This window comes from Pseudovibrio japonicus (assembly GCF_014651595.1).
Lineage (GTDB): Bacteria > Pseudomonadota > Alphaproteobacteria > Rhizobiales > Stappiaceae > Pseudovibrio > Pseudovibrio japonicus.
In genome coordinates, this window is record NZ_BMXE01000006.1 from 80,416 (window position 1) to 105,498 (window position 25,083).

At 52.5% G+C, this 25,083-nt stretch carries 19 protein-coding genes; 7 read left to right on the top strand and 12 right to left on the bottom strand.

The features are described from left to right. Positions 1 to 14 precede the first annotated feature (14 nt). Together IE076_RS16085 and IE076_RS16090 are read left to right on the top strand one after the other, a co-directional pair. Positions 15 to 1,817, top strand: coding sequence for a type I secretion system permease/ATPase (locus IE076_RS16085; protein WP_189437811.1), 1,803 nt, complete (start codon positions 15 to 17; stop codon positions 1,815 to 1,817). Then, positions 1,810 to 3,126 carry an HlyD family type I secretion periplasmic adaptor subunit gene (locus IE076_RS16090; protein ID WP_189437812.1) on the top strand — a complete coding sequence of 439 codons (1,317 nt, stop codon included), beginning with the start codon at positions 1,810 to 1,812 and terminating at the stop codon, positions 3,124 to 3,126. Before IE076_RS16085 ends, IE076_RS16090 begins: the two co-directional genes overlap by 8 nt. 417 nt (positions 3,127 to 3,543) lie before the next feature. On the opposite strand, the gene IE076_RS16095 is transcribed toward IE076_RS16090, so the two are convergent. From IE076_RS16095 to IE076_RS16105, 3 genes are all read right to left on the bottom strand, one after another. Further along, the gene (locus tag IE076_RS16095) at positions 3,544 to 4,182 is read right to left on the bottom strand and encodes a hypothetical protein (protein WP_189437813.1); all 639 of its coding nucleotides are present in this window, start codon (positions 4,180 to 4,182) and stop codon (positions 3,544 to 3,546) included. Positions 4,183 to 4,603: 421 nt separating this feature from the next. Continuing rightward, the gene (locus IE076_RS16100; protein WP_189437814.1) at positions 4,604 to 6,013 is read right to left on the bottom strand and encodes a sodium:solute symporter family protein; all 1,410 of its coding nucleotides are present in this window, start codon (positions 6,011 to 6,013) and stop codon (positions 4,604 to 4,606) included. Between the two features lie 535 nt (positions 6,014 to 6,548). Beyond that, a complete protein-coding gene (locus tag IE076_RS16105) occupies positions 6,549 to 7,238 on the bottom strand; it encodes an HAD family hydrolase (RefSeq protein WP_189437815.1) in 690 nt (229 codons plus the stop codon). 254 nt (positions 7,239 to 7,492) lie between these two features. On the opposite strand from IE076_RS16105, the gene IE076_RS16110 reads away from it, so the two are divergent. Continuing rightward, entirely contained in the window at positions 7,493 to 8,308 is an 816-nt protein-coding gene (locus IE076_RS16110; protein ID WP_189437816.1) for a hypothetical protein, read from the top strand. A gap of 142 nt (positions 8,309 to 8,450) precedes the next feature. Here IE076_RS16110 and IE076_RS16115 read toward each other — a convergent pair whose 3' ends face one another. Continuing rightward, positions 8,451 to 9,224, bottom strand: coding sequence for a class I SAM-dependent methyltransferase (locus IE076_RS16115; RefSeq protein WP_189437817.1), 774 nt, complete (start codon positions 9,222 to 9,224; stop codon positions 8,451 to 8,453). Positions 9,225 to 9,512: 288 nt separating this feature from the next. Between IE076_RS16115 and IE076_RS16120 the strand changes: the two genes are divergently transcribed. Then, positions 9,513 to 10,262 (top strand): hypothetical protein, encoded by a 750-nt coding sequence (locus tag IE076_RS16120; protein WP_189437818.1) that lies wholly within the window; start codon positions 9,513 to 9,515, stop codon positions 10,260 to 10,262. 84 nt (positions 10,263 to 10,346) lie between these two features. On the opposite strand, the gene IE076_RS16125 is transcribed toward IE076_RS16120, so the two are convergent. Then, positions 10,347 to 14,354, bottom strand: coding sequence for an ExeM/NucH family extracellular endonuclease (locus IE076_RS16125; RefSeq protein WP_189437819.1), 4,008 nt, complete (start codon positions 14,352 to 14,354; stop codon positions 10,347 to 10,349). Positions 14,355 to 14,955: 601 nt separating this feature from the next. On the opposite strand from IE076_RS16125, the gene IE076_RS16130 reads away from it, so the two are divergent. Then, complete coding sequence (locus IE076_RS16130) at positions 14,956 to 16,617, top strand: aminotransferase class V-fold PLP-dependent enzyme (RefSeq protein ID WP_189437820.1); 1,662 nt, start codon at positions 14,956 to 14,958, stop codon at positions 16,615 to 16,617. An 88-nt stretch (positions 16,618 to 16,705) separates the two neighbouring features. On the opposite strand, the gene IE076_RS16135 is transcribed toward IE076_RS16130, so the two are convergent. Beyond that, on the bottom strand, positions 16,706 to 17,131 hold the full coding sequence (locus tag IE076_RS16135; protein ID WP_189437821.1) for a GNAT family N-acetyltransferase: 426 nt from the start codon (positions 17,129 to 17,131) through the stop codon (positions 16,706 to 16,708). 272 nt (positions 17,132 to 17,403) lie between these two features. Here IE076_RS16135 and IE076_RS16140 point away from each other — a divergent pair, with 272 nt between their 5' ends. Next, entirely contained in the window at positions 17,404 to 18,204 is an 801-nt protein-coding gene (locus tag IE076_RS16140) for a carbon-nitrogen hydrolase family protein (protein ID WP_308936437.1), read from the top strand. Between the two features lie 477 nt (positions 18,205 to 18,681). Continuing rightward, entirely contained in the window at positions 18,682 to 19,404 is a 723-nt protein-coding gene (locus IE076_RS16145) for a Crp/Fnr family transcriptional regulator (RefSeq protein ID WP_209009189.1), read from the top strand. 12 nt (positions 19,405 to 19,416) lie between these two features. Here the strand turns inward: IE076_RS16145 and IE076_RS16150 are convergent, their stop codons facing one another. Genes IE076_RS16150 through ahbB (IE076_RS16175) form a run of 6 tightly spaced genes read right to left on the bottom strand, consistent with a single transcriptional unit; the run spans position 19,417 to position 25,063 of the window. Further along, entirely contained in the window at positions 19,417 to 20,325 is a 909-nt protein-coding gene (locus IE076_RS16150) for a CbiX/SirB N-terminal domain-containing protein (RefSeq protein ID WP_209009190.1), read from the bottom strand. Next, positions 20,282 to 21,883, bottom strand: a complete 1,602-nt coding sequence (locus tag IE076_RS16155) for a nitrite reductase (RefSeq protein WP_244649706.1) — start codon at positions 21,881 to 21,883, stop codon at positions 20,282 to 20,284. The genes IE076_RS16150 and IE076_RS16155 overlap by 44 nt, the downstream gene beginning before the upstream one ends. Next, positions 21,858 to 23,072 carry a heme d1 biosynthesis radical SAM protein NirJ gene (gene nirJ, locus IE076_RS16160; RefSeq protein WP_189437822.1) on the bottom strand — a complete coding sequence of 405 codons (1,215 nt, stop codon included), beginning with the start codon at positions 23,070 to 23,072 and terminating at the stop codon, positions 21,858 to 21,860. Before nirJ ends, IE076_RS16155 begins: the two co-directional genes overlap by 26 nt. Beyond that, positions 23,008 to 23,583 carry a siroheme decarboxylase subunit beta gene (ahbB, locus tag IE076_RS16165; RefSeq protein ID WP_189437823.1) on the bottom strand — a complete coding sequence of 192 codons (576 nt, stop codon included), beginning with the start codon at positions 23,581 to 23,583 and terminating at the stop codon, positions 23,008 to 23,010. Before ahbB (IE076_RS16165) ends, nirJ begins: the two co-directional genes overlap by 65 nt. Beyond that, positions 23,580 to 24,068, bottom strand: coding sequence for an Lrp/AsnC family transcriptional regulator (locus IE076_RS16170; RefSeq protein WP_189437824.1), 489 nt, complete (start codon positions 24,066 to 24,068; stop codon positions 23,580 to 23,582). Before IE076_RS16170 ends, ahbB (IE076_RS16165) begins: the two co-directional genes overlap by 4 nt. Beyond that, entirely contained in the window at positions 24,065 to 25,063 is a 999-nt protein-coding gene (gene ahbB / locus IE076_RS16175) for a siroheme decarboxylase subunit beta (protein WP_189437825.1), read from the bottom strand. The genes IE076_RS16170 and ahbB (IE076_RS16175) overlap by 4 nt, the downstream gene beginning before the upstream one ends. Positions 25,064 to 25,083 lie beyond the last annotated feature (20 nt).

A 25,083-nucleotide genomic window follows, 5' to 3' on the forward strand; every position in this document is an offset into this window, starting at 1 on the left:
TTTCGGGAGTATCTATGAGTACATCAAAGAATGGGCCGTCTCAGCGCCCAAGGGTGGCCGAGGCGTTTGCGGCGTCGCGGTCCGGGTATGCAAGCGTTGGTGTTTTAAGTCTGGTCATCAACCTTTTGATGCTGACAGGCCCCATGTTTATGCTGCAAATCTATGACCGCGTGCTGGCAAGTCATAGTGTGCCAACGCTGGTCATCATCGGCAGCTTTGCTGGTATCCTCTACCTGTTCTTTGCTTTGCTGGAAGGTATCCGCGCCCGCGGCCTATCGCGCATCTCTCAGGAGATTGACGCCCGCCTGTCCCGCACCGCTTTCCTTGCCAACATGCGCGTGCCTCTGCGCATGGGCAACAGCGGCAAAAACGTTGACCCACTGCGCGATCTGGAGACTATGCGCCAGTTCTGGGGTGGTCAGGGTCCAGCCGCTCTCTTCGATATTCCATGGATGCCGGTCTATCTGGGACTGGTGTTTATCCTGCACTTCTGGCTGGGTATGCTGGCGCTGGCCGGTGCCGTTATCATCCTCACGCTTGTGCTTGCCAACGAGTTTATGAGCCGTGGCCCTTCCAAGGAGCTGGCCGCGCAAAACGCTCAGCGCAGCAACACCCGCTCCGGTGCACGGCGCAATGCAGAAGTGGTCCGCGCCCTTGGCATGAGCTCCACGCTGACTAAGAAGTGGGATGAAACAAACTCCCAGTTTTATGATGCGCAGACCAAAGCTGGCGACCGCGCCTCACTGTTCGCTACAGCGATCAAGGCCTTCCGCTTTCTGCTTGGCTCGGCTGTTCTGGCCGTGGGTGCATGGCTTGCGATCCGCCAGGAAGTCTCACCCGGCGTTATGATCGCAGCCTCCATCATTACCTCCCGCGCTCTATCCCCAGTGGAACAGGCTGTTGGTCAGTGGCGTATCTTCATTGCCGCCCGTCAATCCCGTGCCCGTCTGGAAAAAGCCCTTGAGGGCCTTGACGAGACCGCACCGGAAACTGAACTGCCGCTGCCAAACAAGAACCTTGCCGTACAGCAAATCGCAACTGCCCCTCCCGGTGCGCGCGCTGTAACCCTGCAAGGCGTCAACTTTGCGCTCAAAGCTGGCGACGGCATGGGTATCATTGGCCCGTCCGGCTCCGGCAAAACCAGTCTGGTGCGTGCACTTGTGGGCGTCTGGCCAATCCTGCGCGGCTCCGTTCGTCTGGATGGCGCGGAGCTGAGCCAGTGGTCAGAAGACCGCATCGGTACCGCCATCGGCTACCTGCCACAGGATGTGGAGCTGTTTGACGGCACCATTGCAGAGAACATCTCCCGCTTTGCGCCGGAACGTGACGACGAGAAAATCCTCAAGGCAGCCCAGCTCGCCAACGTGCATGATCTGGTGACCAGCCTGAATGACGGTTATGACACGCAGGTTGGCGAAGGCGGCACGCTGCTTTCCGCCGGTCAGCGCCAGCGCATTGGTCTGGCCCGTGCTCTTTACAACAACCCGTTCCTCATCGTTCTGGACGAGCCAAACTCTAATCTGGATTCAGAAGGCGAAGCAGCCCTGACGCGCGCTATCAAGTTGATGCGTGAGGCTGGCAGCATTGTGATTGTGGTGGCCCACCGCCCAAGCGCGATCTCTGCTGTTGAGCAGCTGCTTGTCATCAAGGATGGCCAACAGGCCGCCTTCGGTCCGAAAGAAGAAGTCCTGCCTAAGATTACCGGTGCTGCCGGTGGTCCCGGTGCGCCAGCTCCGGCCAAAGCTCCGGCTCCGGCCAAAAAGCCAGCTGCAGGTGCATCCATAACAGGACCATTTAGCGTGGTGCCACATGCCTGAGCAAACGTCCCTATCAAGCATTCAAAAATCCCGTCGTAAACACCTGCGCTGGGGCCTCGTCCTCGTGGGTGCTCTGGTGCTCGGCCTTGGTGGCTGGGCCTCTGTTGCCAAAATCAATAGCGCAGTGATCACCTCTGGTGCCATTGCCGTGGATGGGCAAGCCAAGAAAGTGCAGCATCAGGAAGGCGGCATTGTCGGCGAGATCCTCGTCAAAGACGGCGATGAAGTCAAAGCCGGTGATGTTCTGTTCCGCCTTGACGAGACCGTGGTGAAAGCAAACCTTGCAATCACCCGCAAGCGCCTCCACCAAATGAGCGCTCAAGAAGCCCGCCTTTCTGCCGAATGGCGCGGCGAAGACACAGTTACCTTCCCCGCTGATCTGGTGGAACTGGCCAAAACCGACGAGATTGCCGCCACCGCTCTGGATGGCGAGCAGGCTTTGTTTGAAGCTCGCAAGCAAGGCATCAAGGGCCGCAAAAAGCAGCTTGGCGAACAAATAGCTCAGCTGGAGCAGCAGATTGTAGGCTTGCAGGTGCAGCGCGATGCCAAGGCTGAAAGCATCGATCTGGTCACTGTCCAGCTCAATGACTTCTCCTCTCTTTTGGAAAAACGCCTGATCAACGCCTCTCAGGTCACCGCCATCAAACGTGATCGTGCCGAATTGATCGGCGAGCGCGGCGGATTGATCTCCGAAATCGCACAGTCGAAACAGGCGATCAGCGAAAAACGCGTGCAGGTCCTGCAGCTGGACGAGCAATTTCTGGAAAAGGTGCTGTCTGACCTTCAGACGCTACGCTCCGAGGTTGCCGAGCTGGAAGAGCAAGAAGTGGCAGCAGAGGACCGTCTGAAACGCATCGACATTCGTGCTCCGCAGTCCGGCTATGTGCACCAGCTCAACGTTCACACTGTTGGCGGCGTGATTGCACCCGGTGACCTGCTCATGATGGTGGTACCGGAAGACAGTGATCTGGTGATCGAAAGCCGCGTGCAGCCTACCGATGTGGATCAGGTGCAAGTGGGGCAAAACGCCTATGTGCGCCTCGCCGCCTTCGACCAGCGCACCACGCCGGAGCTTAATGCTGAGGTGCTCAACATCTCTCCGGACCTCAACCGCGACGAAGTCACCGGCGAACCATTCTATCTGGCGCGTCTGCAAATTCTGGAGAGTGAAATGCCAAAACTGAACGGCCAGACGCTCGTTCCCGGCATGCCTGTGGAAGGCTTCATCCAAACCGGCGAACGCACCGTGCTGTCCTACTTCGTCAAGCCTTTGCAAGACCAAATCGCGCATGCGTTAAAGGAAAATTAACTACCCCCTTGGTTTCGGGGAGTGTAGCCGCATTGATTCTCGAGGCGGCTGGGACTACACTATGTCGAGAGTGGAAAGGGAGCCTAGCATCCTTTCCTTTTGCCTAGATCTTGATCCCGGAGTAGCCTTAACCGGTTGCTCCGGGTCTTTTTTGTTCAGTTGCACAGAATCCTTTGGCCGAACTCAGGGGCCAATCAGGTTTCTCTTTCAGCCTTTTGCGTTATGAGAATGGTATTTGAGCAAGTTCATGGCCTAAATAGGAGCACTTGGACCAATCCCGAACGCTTTCTCGACAAGGCAACTCTCACCAGAACACCATTGGAAAAGTTGAAAATGCCAACTTGCCTTTTGCGGAGAGCTCGTATCATTCAACACTGTTGATTGCTGCTCAAGCCGATTGCACACTACGCTTTGCAATCATTTACTCTGGAGGTAATTTGAGACATTTCGCAAACACGCAAAGAATAACACTGCAAACAGCGGATAAAATAGGAAACTCGCAAATATAATTGATGAAGGCAAGGACCCGTCACCGATTATGAAATACCCTTTTGCAGAGCTAGATGTGAGATGATCTGGTGGTACAAACTCGTAAAAGCCGGGCGCAAATAATTGAAATAGCAATATAGGCGAACCTAAAAACAGAGGAATTATAAGCAGAAATTGCTTTACTAAGCGATCTGGGCCAAAAATCTCTGTCGGAAGGCCTTTGAGATGCTTCTTTCGGATCGCATAAAAGAAGCAGACAACGAAAAAAGTCGTCGCAAAATAAACCGTATAAAATTGCTCATATAAACCGATTGGATTATATTTGGACAATATTTCAATCGCGTGAGTTGTAACAATTACAATTATACTGACACAACTCGCAATATACCAAAGAACATTCTTGTATTTCACTGTGTACAAATAATATACAGAGCCCCAGAATATTACAAACACTCCAGCGCCAATATTTTTCACATCATAATAGAAGTACAAAATCATATTGATGGCGGCTAGGAATAAAATTACTTCCCTCATCCCCAAACCTGATGATCTTACTGACTTCAACATATTCTTTTATCTCACACGTATTAAATATCGACGGAACTCTAACTCATCCGAACAGTCTCAGAACCAAAAGACTAAGTGCAGCGTCCAACTCTGAACTTTCATCCGAGCTTCAAGTCAGACCGAAAATTGAGAATAGGGATACAATGAAACACCTCTATCCCACATGTCCGAATTGCAATTAATAATTGAGGTAGAGTAAATAGCACGCGTTATATACTAGGGCTAGCTTCTAAGAATGTATTTTGGGGTAGCCGGTTTATGCCTTAGCCACCCGCCCCGCAGTGATGCGAGGGTCTTCTTTTTGATTAGATGACCATCTCGCCCTCTCCCGAAAACACCCCCTGCACGCTCACGGACTTAACGCCACATTGGGCGGGGTAATTTTGGATGCACATTGAGAGCTAGAGATTTTATTGCAAACTCACTCTGCTGGTTCGACTGCAGGTTCAGCACCTGCCACCCTCGTTTTAGGGGTCAGGCTGAAGACAGTAAGGTTTACAAACAGGCCTACAACGCTACCCGGAAAACTTCCGGGATCACCCAGAACCGTTGACCAAATGGTCGTTGCGCAAATACCAGCTATAGCACCTGTCAAAAATGCCAGGGGGCCGCGTTTTAAGCCGAATATTGCTGCGACGAGCGGTGCTAGAACCATGGGTGCCCAGAAATTATAGGCGTAAAGCAGGATATCCAGAACGCTTTCGATCGCTATAGCAAAGAGGACGGATGTTATCCCAATCACGAGCGTCACCGTTTTTGCAATAAAGAGCAAATTTATGTCGCTTATTGGCCGCGTCCATATGGGTTTCAGGACATCATTGACGAATGTAGTACTCGCTGCGTTCAGATAGGAATCCGCCGAGGACATTACAATCGATATCATACCGGCAACGACCAATCCTTTTACGACTGTCGGTAGTGCAGTTGTTACAACAAATGCCATCGCATTTTCAGGAGCAATGGTAGGATCTATTGTCAGTGCCACCAGACCGATTAAACCGGTTATCGCGAAAAAGAATATGGAGAATAATCCCGAATAAAGGCTGCCCTTTGCGGCGTCCTCTGGGGTGCGCGCTGCAAGAAGTCGCTGGATCAAAGGTGGGATTAACGTCTCGCCGACCATAAAGACGAGGATGAGGCCAATCAGACCAAACCAACCAAATTCCGGTCCGGGTAAAGTAAGGTGGTCAACAGGTACACTGTGGTAGATTGCCTCTATGCCACCTGCATAATAAACACCGAATATAAGGGTGAGGGGCATGCCAATGGCGAGCATTATAAACTGAGCAATATCGGTGTAAATCACCGCCCGCATACCGCCCATTGTGGTGTAAAGGATGACGATGCTGCAGCCAATCGCGATGCCTACAATTCTGTCCAACCCAAAGAGTACATTAAAAACAATTCCGATAGCACCCACCTGCGCACCAACAATACCGCAGCATAAAAGAATGCCTCCTAAGCCCCCTACTATGCGGCCAATTTTGCCGTAGGCAGGGGCCAGTATGTCGCCGACAGAAATTGCGTTAGGGAAGTACTTCATTCTGGGGGCTATGTAACGGGCCTGAATAATCTCTTTTAGGCTAAACCCCCAGATGCAAACGATATTTGCAATACCAAATATGAATACTTTTTCTGCATTGCCATTTGAAAAGCCTCCTCCAATGAAAGAGGCTGACATTGTTGCAAAAATGATTAAGGGACCGACACCACCGCTAGCAGTTGCGTACTGCTTAAAGCCTTGAATATCTTTACTGCACCATAAACCAATAATCAGAATTAGAGACAGATAACCACCAACAATTATAATATCTACCGTTTCCTGAAGCATGCGCCAATTCCTTAGGGGAAATTAAGGGTCGCACAGATATCGTTAGATCTAGCATTAGTCAATAGTCTATTGAAGACGCTAGGTCACTTTGGTTATTTTGGCAGGAACAGCCCCAAATTGCTTATTGTATTTCTTAGGGCAGTTGACGGTAAGAGCGTTGTTAAGAAAGACTTCAGATGAGACTACGCTGAAGCTAATGACTAGCAACGGCTGAATTGCCCAATGGCAGGCCAGATACCAGCTAAGGTCACGCGCGCGACATGCCGCAAAAGCAGTGAGATGTGGGACAAAGCAGACCTTCGCTGCTCTGCGGAAACCTCGCCATATAAATGACCTCTACTGATTGCTAGGACTGCATTTTGCTGGGATTAGCGACGTCACTATGGGTAATACCTATGTAGTCGAATTCATGGAGAGCAGGCGTACCCGCAGCTTCAATCCATACTTCTTTGTTTCACAATAGAACCCAGGTACGCAAGGTAAAAGACTTTAGTATTTGACTGCGGATCGAGAGGCCTAGAAATGGAGGGCAGGTTCATAGATGGCAATGCCGCTCAGACTGGTCGACGCTGGACCGCAATTCCGAAAGCAAGCAATCAAGGCCCGGAACGACAGAAACGCCCAGACATCGGATTTCCTCCGTTGGCTTCAACAAATCTGGCACCATGACCGTGACCATGCCTGCAGCGGTAGCCGCACGGACACCGGTATGGGAATCCTCTAAAGCAAGGCACTGTGAAGGACGACCGCCCACTGCGGCAGCAGCCTTTAAGAAAGTCTCAGGATGGGGCTTGCCGAATTCAACATCCGTTCGCGTGACGACAGCATCAATTCGATCAATGATCCCCGCTCTGTCCAGATGATCCAGAGCCAGCGCCCGAGGGGTGGAGGTGGCAACGGCCCTCGGAATGTTAAACTCTTTCAACCAATCAAGTATTTCGCTAGCACCCTGACGCAATGGAATATTCTTCGCGCACAAGGCGCGAAACCGGTCCCGACATTTTTCATGATATTTATCGATCGCGAATTCATCACCGAAGTGCGCCTTCAGCTTCGCATCCCCTATTTCTTTGGGAGTGCCGATCAAGCTGAGATGAAGAATGTCATGCATTTTATGACCGAGGTCTTCGCATGCACCGAAGATAGCCGACCGATAAAGCCTTTCTGTGTCTAGGAGCAATCCATCCATATCAAATATTACAGCGTCCAGCGGAACAGGAAACATCCATGGCCCCTTCATCGTGCAGGCGTTTTTTGGTTTGAATTTCAACTCATAGTTGCGCGATAATCTGCCCCCGCACAATTGTCAACGGAAGCTGGCACAGATTGTTCGAGAACTCACTGCAATAAACTTGCTCAAAATAACATCTATATACAGATAGTTATTTGCTTAGTGGGCGGATTATGTGGACCTTTCCCAGGCGGGCTGATGACAAACATCGGGAACAGCCTGAACAGTCCAGAAAAGGAGAAGCCAAAATGCTCATCCAGCAAAAGATCAAAGACGCAATACGCCGCGCTCCGGTAAGTGCCGAGCCCTTCCACGAACATGACGATTGCATTCGCATTGCCTACGAATGGCTGGACGCACAAAAAAAGCTCAAAAACACAACAAGCGGATTTCGCCCGTTAAAACATATTATCGAGGAATGGGGCGGGCGTTACGTCTCGCAAGCTGATGTTGAGGTAGCTGCATGGTTACATCCCAAAATAAAAGGAACCTACCCATACTACAACATTAGCGCGCGACTAATCCTACCTTCTGAGCATAGGCTGAACGATATATCAGAAGCTTTTAGTCAACCGAACTATAGAGAATGCTTTGAAGCAGCAGAACATTATGCATTATCTGAGCAGTCCATTGAAGGAGTGACAGCCAAGCCAATGAATGATTGGGAAAAATCTTACGCGCTTGTGCTGTTTAATGCTGCAGCATTTGAAGCTGCACGAGTCTGGACAGTCGAAGAACCGCACCTGCCAGCAGACGTAGTTCAGAGTATTCGCAATCTTGAGCCATTAAATAGAGTTGACCGAAGAGATATTCGTGGAGGCTATGTGGGGCCAGTCCAGTGGAAACCGGACAAAAGCGATTTCGAAAACTGCCTACGATACTTCATGGCCATCCGGCATAACTTGATTCACGGTAACAAGGCTATGTGGCCTGAAACTAGTGATCGCCGGAATGATCTACTTGAATGGGCTAAGAGCTTTGTAGAAGCGATATATGCCGGTGACAATGATTATGCGCAAGCTGCTCGATCCGCAAAAGAGCGACTAAATATTGAAAACTTCTGAGAGTCCTAAAAAGGAATGTTACTTAGGCCATACATGATTTTCGTCTCTGAAACCGGACATACTTCTTATTGACCCTAGGCTGCAATTTGGCATTTCATTTCTTTGTTAGCTTGAACGGATGTTTTCGCGGACGGTACGAAGCTTACTTAAGCGTAGCGAGTGTCAAATGGGTTTTGACTTGAAATGTCAGTTGCCCCTCCCGATTAGCATGAGGCTGCAAAAGGGCGTTAAGTTCATTGTGAAATTCATGACGGCGCGACCCTAGCTTTACCGGCGCGAAAGTATCGCGTGAATGCTGGCACAAGATAAAGTCCTCAACGGTTTGCCCGAAAGGCTGCGAAACATACTCGTTGGTTTCAAGGATATTGATGTAGTCCAAATGTTTGGTTTGGGTCGCCCGCCATTTATTAGAATTTACTTCTTCACCTGTGACTTGAGGCACCCATTTTGCCAAGAATTGTTGCCACTCATCTTGCCACGGCGGTTGAAACGCTGCATCGCCATTAATGATTGCAAGAATGTGATTTTCACTTAAGTGCTTTCCAAGTTTAGGGAACAGACTGCCTGGTTCCATCCAGTGGATGCTTGATGCAAAGGTGACTGTGTCAAACTTCCCCGTTAATGGTGCTTCTTCTGCTGCCGCCTCTATCCACTCAAGGTTGTCGGTCCTACCCCTTTCCAAGGACCGACCTAATTTGATCATGTTAGCGGACGGGTCGACGGCGCAAACCTGATCAAAGACTTTCGTCATTGGTCTGGCAATTTTGCCCTCTCCGCAGCCCAAATCCAATAAACGCTGTGTTGCGGAAGATCGATCAATGATGCACTCGTAAACTTGGTGAGCGTATGGCGGGCGGTGTGGGTAATATCCTGCAACTTCAGGTGCTTTGAATGTAGTACCGGCAATGTCAGGCAATAGATTTTCTCCGAAAAAGGCGCACCAACCCTCGCCTCGTTATCAAGAGAGAGCTGGTATGCGTCACGTGAATAAGGGAGTGTCTTGTCCCATGATCACAACGATGGGAGTGAGACATGGGGTAGAACACAAAAACTGCAAGTGCTGCTGCAGAATGCATGGTCAAGGATATCCGCATCAATTACTGGTATTTTAGCTCGATTTAGAGGACAAATAATATCTGTACTCACAGATACACTTTTGGGCAAAAGATATTGAGAGCCTTTGCTGCACTCGAGGACAGGCTTTATGAGATTTTTCAAACACACAATCTTCGCTATCAACCTTTTGAAAAACCGTCGCACTCGTGCAGCTTATTGCTGGCTCACAACTGTTTTTTCCGTGATATGTGTTGTCTTAAACCTGCATTGGACTCCTGCACACGCCAGTTCTCAAGAAAGCGAACAAATTTTTAACGAGCAGAATCTTTTTGATGAGCAAGAGAAGTGTAATACTCATCTTGAGTTCTTAGAGGGCAAGGATACCGCGCTCCCTGAAGAGTGCCATTCAATTGCAACGTTTCAGATCGAAAGTCATCATCTAAAAGATATCGATTACCTTACACGGATGTATGCATTAGCGGGTGAAGACACCTCCCTCGGAGCCCTTGCCTTAGCAGTACAAGCAGCAGTCTTAAAAGTTCGTCCAGTTCTCGTATATTCTCACGCTGAGATCGCTGACCGGCGAGTTTCAATCAGTATGGGACAGTCTTCAGATATAGAACGCGCTGTTCTGTACTCACACTTACTCTCTCAAGTGAAACGCATTGCGCTATTATCGATGTGCAAGAAAAACGCAAATTGCGAACTGATTCCTGACTTTCTAACAATCCAGAAAAGTTTCGGCGCTGAATATAGCTATGTTGACGAACTCGATCCGAGCTTCACTTTGACCTGTCTTTTGAGACTAGATTCATATCTCACACCAGTAAGGGGTGTTCTTTCAAGCATTCGATTCAAAGAATGCTTGGTCAGTCGTGGCAACTTACTACAAAACTAGGAACAACAAAAAAAGCGGCTCGGGAAGCCGCTTTTTTCGTCTTGGAGGAAGGCCCTCGCAGTGGTGCGAGGGTCTTCTTCTTGATTAGATGAGCATTTCGGATTGGCCGCCGAGATCCAGACCGATGATCAGTGGATCGTGGTCGGATGCGCCGAACTGGTCGTCTGCGTAGAAGCCAGCATCGGAGAAGCCGCTGTTGTAGCCCAGAAGACCTGGCTCATCAGCGTTGATGTGCCACTCAGCAAGGCCGGTCACCTGATCAGCAAGGCTGTCGGATGCCAATGCATGGTCCAGAGAACCGCGCTGACCGTCGAACGCGTAGCTGTAAGCTTCTTCGCCCAGGTACTGTGTCAGCAGGTCGGTCATGTCACCGCCTTCAACCAGCTCCTGTACGGAGTCGCCTTTCGCGTAGGTGTTCAGGTCACCGATCACGAGGATGTCCGGGTCAAGGCTCGCGCCTTCGTAGCTAGTGGTCAGCCACTCATGCAGCTCTGCTGCAGCATCTTCACGAACCTGCGCCCAGAAGCCCTGACCATCGCCCTGATCGTAGTTTGGATCAGCAAGCAAGGCGTCCAAATCTGCCTGTACCTGATCGACATGTTCTGCCGGGATGGTACCTGCATCCAGTTTGGACTGGATGTCTTCCGCCAAATCGCTCAGGCCGCTTGGACCCTTTGACTTGAAGTGGTTAACCGCGAGAGTGAACATCTCATCGTTTGCATCCTTAAAGGTGGTTGCAACGGTTGGGCGGTTACGCTGGTAGTCACCTACATAGTCACGATCTGCAAACTCGTGCAGACGTTCCGCAATTGCGAGAGTGGCGTCTGCGCTTGTTTCCTCGTAGACGTAGGTTTCTGTCTTAACAACTTCCAGCGCACTTTCACGATAGATCATACCGGTGGTGATGGCGTCAGACCCAATCGGAGACCCGTCAGTCGGGGTCACGAAGGAGTACAGCTCATCAGTCCGGCCCTGCTCGGTCAGCTCTGCATTCAGAGCCTCAACAAGAGCGTTGATCGCAGAAGCATCGTCGAAGCCGTTGTTCTCCAGTTCCTGAAGACCAAACACATCCGCATCGATCTTGAGCATCGCTTCAACGATCTTGTCGGTCTGACGTACCAGATCCTCTTCAGTGTACGCACCACGCTCACCAAGGGTGGTGAAGTAGTTGAGTACGTTGAAGCTGGAGACTTTCAGCTGGCCGCCAACATCAGCAGGCTCTTCGGTACGCGCACCGGAGTTGGTGCTTTCATCGATGGACAGCTGACCGTCGAGGATCAAAGTAGGACCGTCGAAGCCTTCTGTCAGAACGCCTTCCATTGGCGCGTCGATTTCTGTGCCGAGACGCAGAGTAGCACCCTGAGAGAAGTCGTCACCAGCATCCAGATAACCGTTGCCGTTGTCGCCGTTCTCTTCAGTCACAGGAATGTAGGTGAACTCATCAGGGTTCTGCTGGGAAGAACCATCATCCACGAGGATGCGGTTGTTCTCGTTCATTTGCTGATGCTCGATGATCTGATCGAGTTCATCCTGCGGATCGTACAGATGAGTTCCCTGATACTGAACACCAGAGGAAACCGTGATCTGACCATAACGGCCAAAGCTGTAGTTTTCGATGATTGTCAGAGCATCATCTGTACCGGTGTCCACGCTGACACGCATGCCTTCCAGGCTTTCAAAGTTATGCTCGTTGGTTGGAGCCAGGAGCACCTGGATGTATTCTGGCAGCTCGTTGCCGGAAGACAGGACATTCAGGTCACCAATGTTGGTCAGCTGTGTCTGTCCGGCATATTCAGCAACAGTACCGTTGAAGGAGACTTCATCACCAACGGAAACGGTTGGAGCCGAACCGGTGTAAACGAAGATACCTTCGGAGGTTGCTGCATTGCCATCGCTGTCCGCTGCTTCTTCCTGCAGGTAGAAGCCATTGTTGGTGACGCGGGTCACCAGCGCACTGACGTAGACGAAGTCGCCAATCATGCCGGATTCTGCACCTTCACCCTGAATGGTGGAGATGAGAGTTGGGGAATTGTCGTCGTTCACAACAGTGCTGGTTGCGTTCTTGCCTGTAATCCGGCCAGCGGTTGGGTTGCTCAGAGTTACAGTCAGCTCTTCATTCAGCTCGGTGAGGTCATCGCCAGTGATGTCGATGGTGATCACCTTGGTGGTTTCACCAGCTGCAAACTCAACACTGCCGGATGGCAGTGTGCCGCCGAAGTCAGCTGCATTCACGTCGCCGCCAACAGTAAAGTCAACAGTGCCGGCTTCAGACAGATCGCCTGCGCGGGTCACAGTAAACTCGAAGGAGGTTACGCCGCTGTCGCCTTCGTCTTTTGCATCTGCTTCAGCTGCAATAGCGTAGGTTGTGGAGGTACCACCGCCTGTGTTGTCGCCTTCCAGCTTCAGGTTTTGCAGAACGAATGCTTCGTCGTTGCCGTTTGCGATGCCTTCCACGGTGAGGGTCAGCTGGGAGCCGGAACCTTCCAGATCTGCAACAAGGGTCTGCAGCTGGTTGGAAAGGATCACACCGTTGTCGGCGTCGACCAATGGATCATTAATGTCGACTACCTTACCGCTGGCCAAGGTGTAGGACAGAGCGGCATCATCATCAGAAGTGAAGGAGAACAGGGTCTGCTCTTCACCGCCATCGATGGAGTAACGGATGGAGATCACATCGTTGGACTCGAAGTCGCCCATTGCACCAGCATCAAGAGAAAGGCTGATGTTGCTGAAGCCATCGATGTCAAAGACCCATTTGGCCTCAAGCGCGTCAGAGTTTTCGTTGTTGACGGTATCCGTCAGGCCGAAGAACTCATCGGTGTTGGTCGATTTGTCGATGATGCCAACATTATCACCTTCATAACTCACGGTGTCATCCACCAGCGCAAATGGAGCGCTTTCAGCATCAAATTTGCCAAAGCCATCCGCAGGGCTGGAGAAGTCCGGTGCATTGTTGGTGAATTCGATCAGGCGATCACTCTGAGAGCCAACCATGTCAAACGCGAAGACTTCGCGCACAACTTCGTTTTCGTTCTCAACAGTAACAGCAACGCTCTGCGTGTCGGAGCCGCCGTCAGCGTCGGTTACAGTTACTTCAACCTGATAAACGTTGTCGCCGTCGGCATCTGCTGGAGCTTCGAAGTCTGGTGCTGTGATGAAGCTCAACTGGCCGGTTTCTGCGTCGATCTCGAACAGTTCAGCATCAGCGCCGGAGACAGAGTAAGACAGGTCTGTGTTGTCAACGTCAGTTGCAGATGCAGTGGTCACCTCAGTGGTGTTCTCTGCAATGGAAACTGCGGAGTCTACAGACAGAACCGGTGCCTGGTTGGAGCCAGTCACGGTAACAGTCACAGTCACGTCTTTGGTGCTGCCGTTGCCGTCGGTCACTGTGTAAGTGAAGGTGTCTTCAGCGGTCTCGCCTTCACGCAGGCTCTCAAATGCGGTGCCCGGATCGTAGGAGATCTGGCCATCTACGAGAGAAACAGCTGCACCGGATGTGCTCACTGCAGAAACGCCGGTGATTTCCAGCGCGTCGCCGTCAAGGTCCCGGTCGTTTTCAAGCAGTGTAGCCGCGTCGAGCACAAGACCCTCGTCGCCGGATGCAACTGCATCGTCACCAGCGAGGACTTCGTTGTTACGACCATCCAGATAGTAGGTGTAGTCGTCAGCGCGGAAGTAAACGGCTTCCACATCCTTCAGACTGTCTGTTTCAGAGCCGTCATTTGCAGTAACGATGGTCTTCTTATTCCAGAAGTAGCCTTTCTCCTGGAAAGCGTAATCGTCGATTGAGCCATCATAGAGAGCGGTGTCGAACCCGCGTCCGCCGTCAATGCTATCATTGCCTGCGCCGCCGTGGATGACATCGTCACCGCTACCTGCGTTGATGCGGTCGTTGCCTTCGCCTGCGAAGATAAGGTCATTGCCCCACCCTGCGCGGATCCAGTCGTTTCCAGCATAAGTGTTGATGGTATCGTTACCGGAGAAACCCCAAGCCCAATCATTACCATCCGCACCGTCGAGGACATCATCCCACCACGTGCCAAAGTTTACGCTGATCGAGTAGAAGTTAAATCGAGGAAAGAAATTGAACATGTATCAACCCCGTTACAGTTCATCTTATCCGAGTTCGCAGCTCCCCTCCCTGTATGAAATCAGGAGCCGGGCGAACGGTTATTTTTTTATGCTCGGTGCCGAAGATATTTCAGCAGCATGCATTGGCAGTCTTCTCGATGTTAGGGTTAACGTAAAGCCGTAGTTGTGCGATTTTTCGCGTTTTGCATATTTTTTCGAAGAAAATTTTCTAATGTGAATTTTTTTTCAACTCCGCGTTGCAGTTCCATGTCAAAGCGGTGAATGAATGCCCAAATCTGTGCATAACCACAGGTGGCAGAGATACTAAACAGCAACTTTTCCAACTCATATCTCAGTGATTCGGTCTGCGAATCCTTCGATACAATTAAAATTTAATTATCTGTATTCGCAATTTTTCCAAGGCGTGTCGCATCAGTCATACTCGCTCTACGCGAAATCTCAATATTTCTACATTATATCTCATTTTTAGTATGACATTCTAACTTGACTGCGATCTGTAGTATGTAGTTTTATGCATTTGATCTTTTCAGAAAACAGGCTGACCTTAACGGCATTACCTGAATAAGAATGGGAAAAGACAGCAGGGAAGAGTGGATAGAGCATGTGTAATTTGATCGATAAAATCAGAAATTCAGTGATTGGCGAGCAGGCCAGCATCACAACAGCGTTTGGACGCAAACCTCTGGTTTATGCAGATTACACCGCCTCCGGACGTTCCTTAGGCATGATTGAGGACTACATCCGCGACCACGTTCTGCCCTACTATGCTAACACCCACACCGAGACCTCCTACACCGGTGCGCAAACCACTGCGCTGCGCGAGCAGGCCCGCCAGCAGATCCGCTCTGCGCTCAACGCCAATGACGACCACTCGGTAATCTTTTGCGGCTCGGGCGCAACCGCTGCCGTCAATAAGCTCATCGACATCCTCAACTTGAAACTGCCTGCAGACCTGAATGCGCGCTATAAACTGGAGCAGCACATTCCAGAGGACGAGCGCCCTGTTGTGTTCATTGGCCCCTACGAGCATCACTCCAATGAGTTGCCATGGCGCGAAAGCATCGCCGACGTGGTCTCCATTCCGCTTTGTGAGGGTGGGCAGGTGTGTCTGGACGATCTGGAAAAGCAGCTGATCAAATACGCTGATCGCCCACTCAAGATCGGCAGCTTCTCCGCTGCCTCCAACGTCACCGGTGTAAAGACCGACGTGGACACCGTTACCCGCCTGCTGCACAAACACGGCGCTTTGTCCTTCTGGGATTACGCCGCTGCTGGCCCTTACGTTGGCATCGACATGCAAGGCGCGCAGAATGAGGAAGGCGATAGCTCCAAAGACGCCATCTTCTTGTCCCCGCACAAGTTCGTCGGTGGCCCCGGTACGCCCGGTGTCCTGGTCGTTAAGGACGCGATCCTAAACAACCGCGTGCCCGCCATGCCCGGCGGCGGCACCGTCTTGTACGTGACACCGAAAGACCACTGCTATGTGGCGAATCCAGAGCGACGTGAGGAAGGCGGCACCCCGGCCATTGTTGAATCCGTGCGCGCCGGACTGGTGTTCAAGCTTCAGCAAGCGGTGGGCACCGATGAGATCGAACGCCGCGAAGAAGACTTCGTTTCCTGCGCCATTGCCCGCTGGTCGAAATGTAAAAATATCGAGATCCTCGGCAATCCCGAGGCCCCGCGCCTGTCCATCACCTCGCTGAAGATCACCCATAAGGGCAAAGACCTGCACTACGGCTTTATCGTGGCCGTGCTCAATGACCTGTTCGGCATTCAGGCCCGTGGCGGCTGCTCCTGTGCTGGCCCCTACGGTCACACCCTGCTCGGTATGGACATGCAGTACAGCAAGGCGGTGGAGGCCCAGCTGGCCCAAGGACATATGATCCTGCGCCCGGGCTGGATCCGCCTCAACTTCAATTACTTTATTGATGAAGACACCTTCGAGTATCTCGTCCGTGCAGTTGAGCTGGTCGCAGAACATGGCTGGAAGCTATTGCCGTTCTACCGGTTTGACCCCAATGGCAGCATCTGGCGCTATCAGGATCACAAGACCGAACTCGCCGCCTCGCTCGACACGCTGGACTTTACCGCCCTACCCGCCGCCCCAACAGCAGCGCGTCCGTCCCTTGCCGAGACCATGAAGGCTGCAGAAGCTGAACTCCTGCGCACCCACGGCACCGAGCAGCGCTACAAAGTAGAACAGCCAGACAAAGTTGAAGAACTGCGCTGGTACGTCCGCCCGCAGGATGTGAAGGTTGCCTGATGAGTTGGAGCCGCCGTTCTTGGCAGCCCCGCAACATCCAGCAAGGTGAAGAAGAGCACTGAAGCGCACTCTTCTTCATTGTTGCGGGTTACACAGCGTATCTCAGCCGGATGACCTGCTGCTGCGTGTACTCGTCAAAGGTTTCCTGCAGTTCCTCAAATCCGTAGCGCGCGTAAAAGCCACGCCCGATTGGGTTGTGCTTAAAAACTCCCAGCTCCACACTGCCGCGCAATGCCACGGCTTGATCCATCAGAGCCTTGCCAAGTTTTTGCCCGTGAAAGTCCGGATGAACAAACAGCCCACCCACTTCGTTGCCAAGCAGGGAGATGAAGCCAACAACGGTGTTGTTCACTTCCGCAACCCATGTCTCAGCGTTGGGCAGATAGACATTGCGAATATTGTCGGACTCGCCCGCTAGGAAACTGTCCCCCAGAAAGGGATGCGCGAGTTTGCTAGCTTCGAGCCAGACGTCGACGATGGTCTCGGTGTCACGAGTTTCAAATTTACGGATCATTGCTATGTCCTAAAGAGTGCCGTTAAACGGCCTATGATGTTCGGAATATCGAGGCGTGCAGAACCAGCCGTGCGGGTTGCGCGGTCTTAAAGCCCAATACAGGCAGGGGCGTTCTTCAATTGAACGCTCAGATCCGGGACATCAAAACTCCTCTAAAAAACATCAGAACCGCCAGATTAGACTCGAAGCTCCCAGTGTCAAGGCTGAGATGCAGCCAGAGCGAGAAGAACAGTGGAGGACTGAATGGGGTGGATGATGAAGGAAGGTTGAGCTTGGGCCAAGAAGATAAAAAGCCTATTGTAATGGACAAACTTCCTGAAAGGGTAATGCAAGTGTCTACCGTCCGGATCGCAGCAACACAGGCCCCTGAATTTCTCAACGATTTGTCAGCTGCACTACAGTTTCTCAGAGAGACTTCCGACCAAGCAGATGCACAAAACGTTCACTTGTTGGCTTTTCCGGAGGGCTTTCTGCAAGGTTACATCATCCAAGAAGAACAAGCCCGAGAACTAGCTATTGACGTGGGCTCACCACGATTTCAAGAGTTGCTAAAAGAATTTCCCATCTCAGGGCCGATGTTGGTGGTCGGTATGATTGAGCGTGCGGAGGGCAAACTTTTTAACACAGCGATTGTCGTAAAAAATCAGAAGCTACTTGGAACATATCGTAAGCACTACCTTTTAACAGGAGAGGCAGCTTTCACGGAAGGACAAAGCGTTCCAGTCTTTGAAGTGCAAGGACTCAAGTTTTGCATAAATATTTGTTACGACATGAATTTTCCGGACCTAGCAGACCAGGTTGCACGACAGAGCGCAGATCTCATCGTTTGTTGCGCGAACAATATGCTGAAGCATGAGGCTGCGGAGAAATACAGATCGCTACACAACTCAGTACGTGGGCAACGCTGCCAAGAAACGGGACTGTGGCTAATATCCTCGGATGTTACCGGAGAACGAAAAGGCCATCTCGCACTCGGGCCAACAGCTGTCCTAAACCCTAAAGGGAGCGTCGTTTCACAGTTGCCATTGGGGCAAGTCGGTTTGCTCGTCTTTGATCTTCCCAAAACACCGTAAGCAGTTGCAGGAAACGACGTCAGTTTGGCGCAAATGGGCCAGCATCCGCCTCTCTGATCGCTTGCAGGTTTGAGAGTATATTACTCACCTACATGCGACCCCAACCACCCCATCTTTTCCAGAAAAATTCCACCTGCTTGGGAGCTTGGTAGTGACCGCGCTAAAGGGTGTGTTTTGCATATCAGCTGCGTTCATCGCGCGAGCTTGGTTTGTTTCAGGCTCAACAGAGGAAAAAAATATTTCTCGAAACAGTTTTAAACATATTATTCAGAGAAAAAGCGGGGCCTGCCTGTGAGTGTGCGTGGTCCTCGTCTTGGCCTAATCCTCTGAGTTCCCTCATTCCTTGCTTGCCAACTGCAGATTTCCCCTCGGGAAAGACAACTGTGGGATGCCAAATGCTGAAAAACAGTTGCGTTAGATCAACGCCATTCATCTACGCAACAGTACGATTGCGGGATCGTGGGAGAGGTCTGCAAAATGTCAGTTACTATAGCGCAAAGCGAAGTGGAGAAGCTCGCTGAAATTCCCTTGCTTAAGAGGTTGAGTTCCGAGGCGAGAGAGCATCTGCTTCGTGGGGGTACCAAGAAATCAGTCTCACGGGGTGAGATGATATTTTTTCAGGATGATAAGGCGGACTCGTTCTTTATCGTGCTGGAGGGGTGGGTCAAAGTTTTTCGGGCCACAAGCAGCGGCGATGAGGCTGTTGTAGGCGTGTTCACCCGTGGGCAAACCTTCGCGGAAGGCGCTGCCTTCACCAACTCGCACTATCCTGCCTCAGGCGAGGCCGTGACCGATAGTGTGGTGCTGTGTATTCCGGTCGCCCATCTGGCGAAATCCATTGCTGCAGATCCAAACATCGCGCTGGCGATGATGTCGTCGCTGTCCATGCATTTGCATCAGCTGGTGTTGCAGATTGAGGGTCTGAAGACGCACACCGGTGCACAACGTGTGGCCGAGTTCCTGTTGAACCTGTGTTCAGATCCAGCAGGCGTCTCCTGCACATTGGTGCTGCCCTATGACAAGGCGCTTATTGCTGGTCGTCTGGGTATGAAGCCGGAAAGCCTGTCGCGCGCATTCCAAAAGCTGAAAGGCTACGGCGTGGAAGTCAAACAGAACCGGGCAATCATCTCAAACACCCAGGCGCTGCGCGCATTGGTAGAGCAGGAACGCACCGCAGTGATGCATTCCAATCTCGGTTAAGAAAGTCGGGATTTAGAGATGACAAACGGCCCTGTGCACGTATTCCATCCCATCCGCTGATCGCTTCTTCCCGGAATATGCTGCAAGGGCCTGTTTTGTGTCCGGCACCACCTTTTCAGCGCGCAAATAACTCACCAGATGCTCCGACAGCGCATGTTCGCAACCGATCACTGGCGCGAGTTTGCAGCCAGCCGGGGCGCGCTCCATCATTTCAGAGATATCGTCATGACCATGCAGGCCCCCGCTCGCGAATAGCGGAACCACGATAGCATCTTCTGAGAGCGTCAGAACAGCGCGATCAACATACGGCTCCTCGGAGAGGAACGCCACGCGCAGCTGTTTGTAGCCGTACCGCTTTTCCAGATGGTCTTTGAGTTTAAGAGCACAGAGCCGCGATTCCGGCCCTACTGTGGAACCATGGGCAACAATAAGCACTTCGCGGTCACGCTCGGGCTTGAGCAAGGCACTCTTGCTGTTTGGTGCCAGCGTATCCTGAATACTCTGAGACACCAGATCAGGTAGAAAGGGCAATACACCAAGCGGCGGTAGCAGCCTGATGTACTGCCCATCTCGGTTCATAGTTTGCCATACACCTTCTTTCTGTTGCAGTTGATCCGGGTCCAGCCCCAATCTGCGAGGCAGGACGGTTTTGCAGAAGTAGCCGTTACTTAGGAGGAGAGGCAGCACGAGCACACGCTCGTGCGGGAGGTTTGCGGCTACTTCCTGTAGCGGCGGGGTCCCTTTCATGACCCCACTCACCACATCCAGTTGGGGCAATAAGGGCGCCAGAGCATTTTTCAGGCGTACGTGGCCCGGTGTGTTGTCGGCGCCCTTGCCCCCCAAGTCTCCATGAGCAGCAAGAACAAGTGCCAGATCGCTAGTGACTTGTACCAGCGGAGAAGGTGATCTTGTTCCAGACATTGTACTTTCCAGATGGCTTGCTCATTGGAACGCGCTTCACTTCTTCAAGCGTTTTGGCGTCGTAGATGATGATCATGCCGTCATTCTCCCAAATGGAGAGAATGGCGTGGCTGCCATCACGGTCGAACTCGATATGAGCTGCAGTCTTGCCCGGCAGCGGCTTCAGCGTCTTCACGATCTCCAGCGTCTCTTTGTCGATCACGTACATCTGGTCCTTGTTGGGACCAAAGAACACGTCTGCCCAGGCGTACTTGGAGTTTTCGTGCGAGCGCATGAAGAAGCCCGGTCCAGCCGTATCCAGTGTCTTGAGCACGGACCAGTTGGACATATCGATTACGGAAATCTTGCTCTCACTCAGGTGCGGCGTCACCATTACTGGTTTACCTTGCCACTCCCAACTGATGCCGGAGCCCAGATGCGGAAAGCCTGGCAGATCGATTTTGGCGATGGTCGCGCCTTCATCCATGTCCACCACAACACCGCTCTTACCGTCGCGAGACGATCCCATCAGATGCTTGTAGGACTGGTCGAAGAAGAAATCGTCCATCGGCGCATCAACCTGAATACGGCGCAGAGCGAACAGACCTTCAGATGTCGGTTTCGCACCATCCTTGCCGTAGTTTTCAGCATCAACATAGGCATCAAACTCAGGCTCTGCCTTAGGATTGGTGGAGACTTCCCAGACCTCAGGCGTATCTTTCATGGCGACAACAAAGCTGTCGCGTTCAGGAGCCTGATACACGGCGGAAACGCGGGTGGTGTCGCCGCCCAGTGACTCAGCCTCGAAGATCTTTTCAACGGAAAGGTCTTCGGCTGACAGCATCACAAGCGAATGCGGCAGGTAGTTTGCCAATGCGATGTGCTTGCCATCACGTGAGATCGCGATGTTGCGGGAGTTGATGCCGCCGCGCACTTCTGCCACCACCTTCAGCGCCCACATATCGTACTTGGTGATCCAGCCGTCGCGGGACATGAAGAACACGTAGTGTCCGTCCGGCGTAAACTTGGGCCCACCATGCAGCGCGAACTGGGTTTTGAAACGGGTCAGCGGCTCAAACGTATCACCATCCATCACTGTGGCGTAGTGATCGCCGGTTTCCACCACCACAAACAAGTTGAGCGGATCAGAATCGTAGACCGGCTTTTCAACGGGTTGATACTCTTCGTTGAAGACCCGCGTGGCGTCGATTTCCTTTTCACCCCAAACCGGCATTGCCCCTAGCGGGGTTTTGACCATATTCACCAGATCGGCAATCTGTTGGTCGTCAAGCTGATCGCCAAACGCTGGCATCTGAGTGTGGACACGACCTTCCTTGATGGTCGACGTCGCAGCACTGGCCTTCAATCGCGTCAGGCTTTCGGGGATGAGGGCAGGACCAATGCCGCCGAGACGATCTCCGCCATGACATTCCGCACACAGCTCCTGATAGACGCCTTTTGTGGCGTCAGAAACCGGATAAAGCTCCAACTTCTTGCCGCGCGCTTCCGCTGCGCCTGTAAGCATGCAGGTTGCCAGTAAAACGCCGGCGAGTTTAGGCATAAACGTGTTTTGCTTCATGACGAGCTCCCCGGAATGGTGTTGTTTCAATACGTTGGTGGTTGGCATCCTTTAGGCCGATTTCCTCATCAGTCAGATAGCAGGATGGATCTTCCGCCCACGGGTCACCGGTCAGCTGCAGCGCGCGGACACGCGTATTGCCGTTACAGATGTTGAAGTATTTGCAGGCACCGCAGCGGCCCTTGATCTGGCGCGGGCTCTGCTTCAGGCCAGCCATGACCGGGTCGGACACGTCCTGCCAGATCTCGGAGAACTTGCGCTCTTTCACATTGCCGATGGTGTAGTGCCACCAGAAGCTGTCAGGATGCACTTTACCGGTGTTGTCGATGTTGCCGATGTTCACGCCCGAGGCATTGCCACCCCAGCGCTCCAGCATATCTTGCAGATACCCAGCCTTCTCCGGCATATTCTCGCGCACCCACTGCAACAGATAGATGCCGTCTGCATCGTTGTTGCCAGTGACGTATTCGTTGGACTTGCCAGCCAGCACATCTTCCCACGCCTTTTCAATCAGGTGGGTCATGGCTTTACGGGTCACGTTCAGGTGCGCATCTTCTGCGCGGTTTTTGTTGCCACGGCCTGCGTAGACCAGATGAGAGAGATAGATCTTGTCCACTTTCTCACGGGCGCACAGGTCCAAATAATCATCCAGAGTGTCGGCGTTATCCTCTGTCAGCGTAAAGCGCAGGCCGACTTTGACGTTTTCCTCACGCAGATAACGCACCGCCTGCAACGACAGGTCAAACGCACCATCCATGCCACGGAAGTCATCGTGCACCTTGCCGATGCCATCCAGCGAGATGCCCACGTAGTCGTACCCAATCTCACCAATCTTGCCCGCCATCTCCTTGTCGATGAGCGTGCCGTTGGTGGACAGGGCGGTATAGAAGCCAAGCTGCTTGGCATGGGCCGACAGCTCCAGCATATCCGGACGCATCAGCGGCTCACCACCGGAGAAGATGATCACCGGAACGCGGAAGCCCTTCAGGTCATCAATAACCTCATAGGCTTGCTCGGTTGATAGTTCACCGGGAAAATCCACATCGCCTGAGGTCGTATAACAGTGCTTGCACTTCAGATTACAGCGGCGGATCAGGTTCCAGATAACAACCGGGCCAACAGGCTTACGCGCTGGTGGAAGTGGATACGGATCTGCCAGTGCTTTGAGATAATGGGTCAGACGAAACACGCGGGCTCTCCCCTCTGCGACGAAGTCTAAGTCCTGTTTTTTTCAGGGTTTTTGTCGAAAACAGGACATCATGTTGCTTGCATGATGTCCCTATGAGCGCCTCGATTTCCTTGACTAAAGTCAGGCACTCTTCACGGGTCTTTCCATGCACCATGGCAAAGACGTTGTAGGGCCAGGTCGGCAGCCATCTGGGACGCTGGTAGCAGTGGGACACAAAGTCCAGAGAACCCATCATTTGCCCGATGCGCTCAACATCCTCATCAACGATGTCCCAGACCGACATGCCGTTGGCACGCATGCCCAAGGCGCGATGATTTGGCACAGCCGCAATACGCCGTATTGCACCGTTTTCTTCCATGGCACCCACGCGCTCCAGCACCAGCTCTTCGCTCACGCCAAGCTGGTCAGCAATCTGCGCGTATGGCTCAGAGATCAGCGGCAAGCCTTCTTGCAATGCGGCCACAAGAGCGCGGTCAAATTCAGAGAGTTCCTCAAAGTTCTGCGTGCTCATGCCGGGACCTTAAATTCTATGAAAAACTCACGTTCTTTCGGAAACAGCCGCACCGGAATGCCGGTCAGCTCTTCAATGCGTTTCCCGCAAGCTTCAATTTCTTCAGGGGTTTCCGTGGCCAGAACGAACCACATGTTCAACTCGTGATCACGGGCATAGTTGTGTGCCACCTCGCTCAATGCATTGACCTGCTCGGTGACCTCATCGTAACGCTTTTCCGGCACGGACATGGCGCACAGGCAGAACGCGCCGCCCATTTGCGCAATGTCGAACATGGGGCCAAAGCGGGTGAGAATGCGCATCTTGAGCAGCCATTGCAGGCGCTCCAATAGCAATTCCTCCCCGATGCCCAGCTCGTCAGCCACTGCAGCATAGGGCTTGGACACAACCGGCAGACCGTCCTGCAAGCGGTTGATAAGCTTGCGGTCCAGATCATCCAGATGGACCCGCGCCGGTTCATTCAGATGGGCGATGTGGGTGCTCATGCAATTACTCCAATACTGCGAGACAGACGGGCACCGCGCTGCTTGAAGCACTTGGTGGAAAACAGCACGTTGCTGCTCATCACGTGCTGCGTTGCCATGGCGGAAAGCCGGTTTATGACCTCCAGCGCCTCTTCGCGGCTGTTCGCATGAGTCATCGTGTAAAGATTGTAGGGCCAGAGTGGCATCTCTCTGTTGCGCTGATAACAAAGGCTGACCATAGGATCGGCGGAGAACATGGCCCCCACTTCATCAACATGCTCATCGCGCACATTCCACACCGACATGGCGTTGGCCCTGTAGCCAATGGAGCGGTGACGAACAACCACGCCAAAGCGGCGGATAATGCCTGCGCCCTGCAATACCTTCAGCCGGTCCAGCACCAGCGTTTCCGAGCGGCCCAACTTCAGCGCAAGGCGTAGGAACGGACGGTCCGACAGCGGGATGCCGTCGGACAGCTCTTCCAACAGGGCGTAGTCGTCAGCTTCCAGCACGGACAGGTCAACGGGTGGGAGCATGGGGGCTTTCTTGTCCACCCGCTGCTGGGTCAACGAGAACCCCAGATCCAGATGGAACGCTTTTTCCATACGGAAGGCATGCACCACCAGATTGGTCGCCTGCTCGATCCGGGCGAGAGTGGCCTCCAAGGTCGCCCGGTCGCGTTCAACAACCACAAACCAGATATTCAGATCATTTTCGCGCAGATAGTTATGATTGACACCGGGCTCATCGTTGATGATCTGCGCAGCCGTCTCAACAAAATGGGGCGGGGCGGCCACCGCTGCCAGACAGCTTGCACTCACCGTGTTGGGTGCCAGCACGGCCCCAATGCGCGAAATCACCCCGTCTTCGACCAGTTGCTCAAACCGGCGGATCGCCTGGGAGGCGCGCACTCCGGCTTCTCGGCCAATGATGTTAAATGGTTTGGGAACAAGCGGAAAATTGTGCTGCCACCTGTCCACCAGCACCAGATCGGTCTTACTCAGCTGTGCACTCATTTCGCAAACTCCCCCAATTG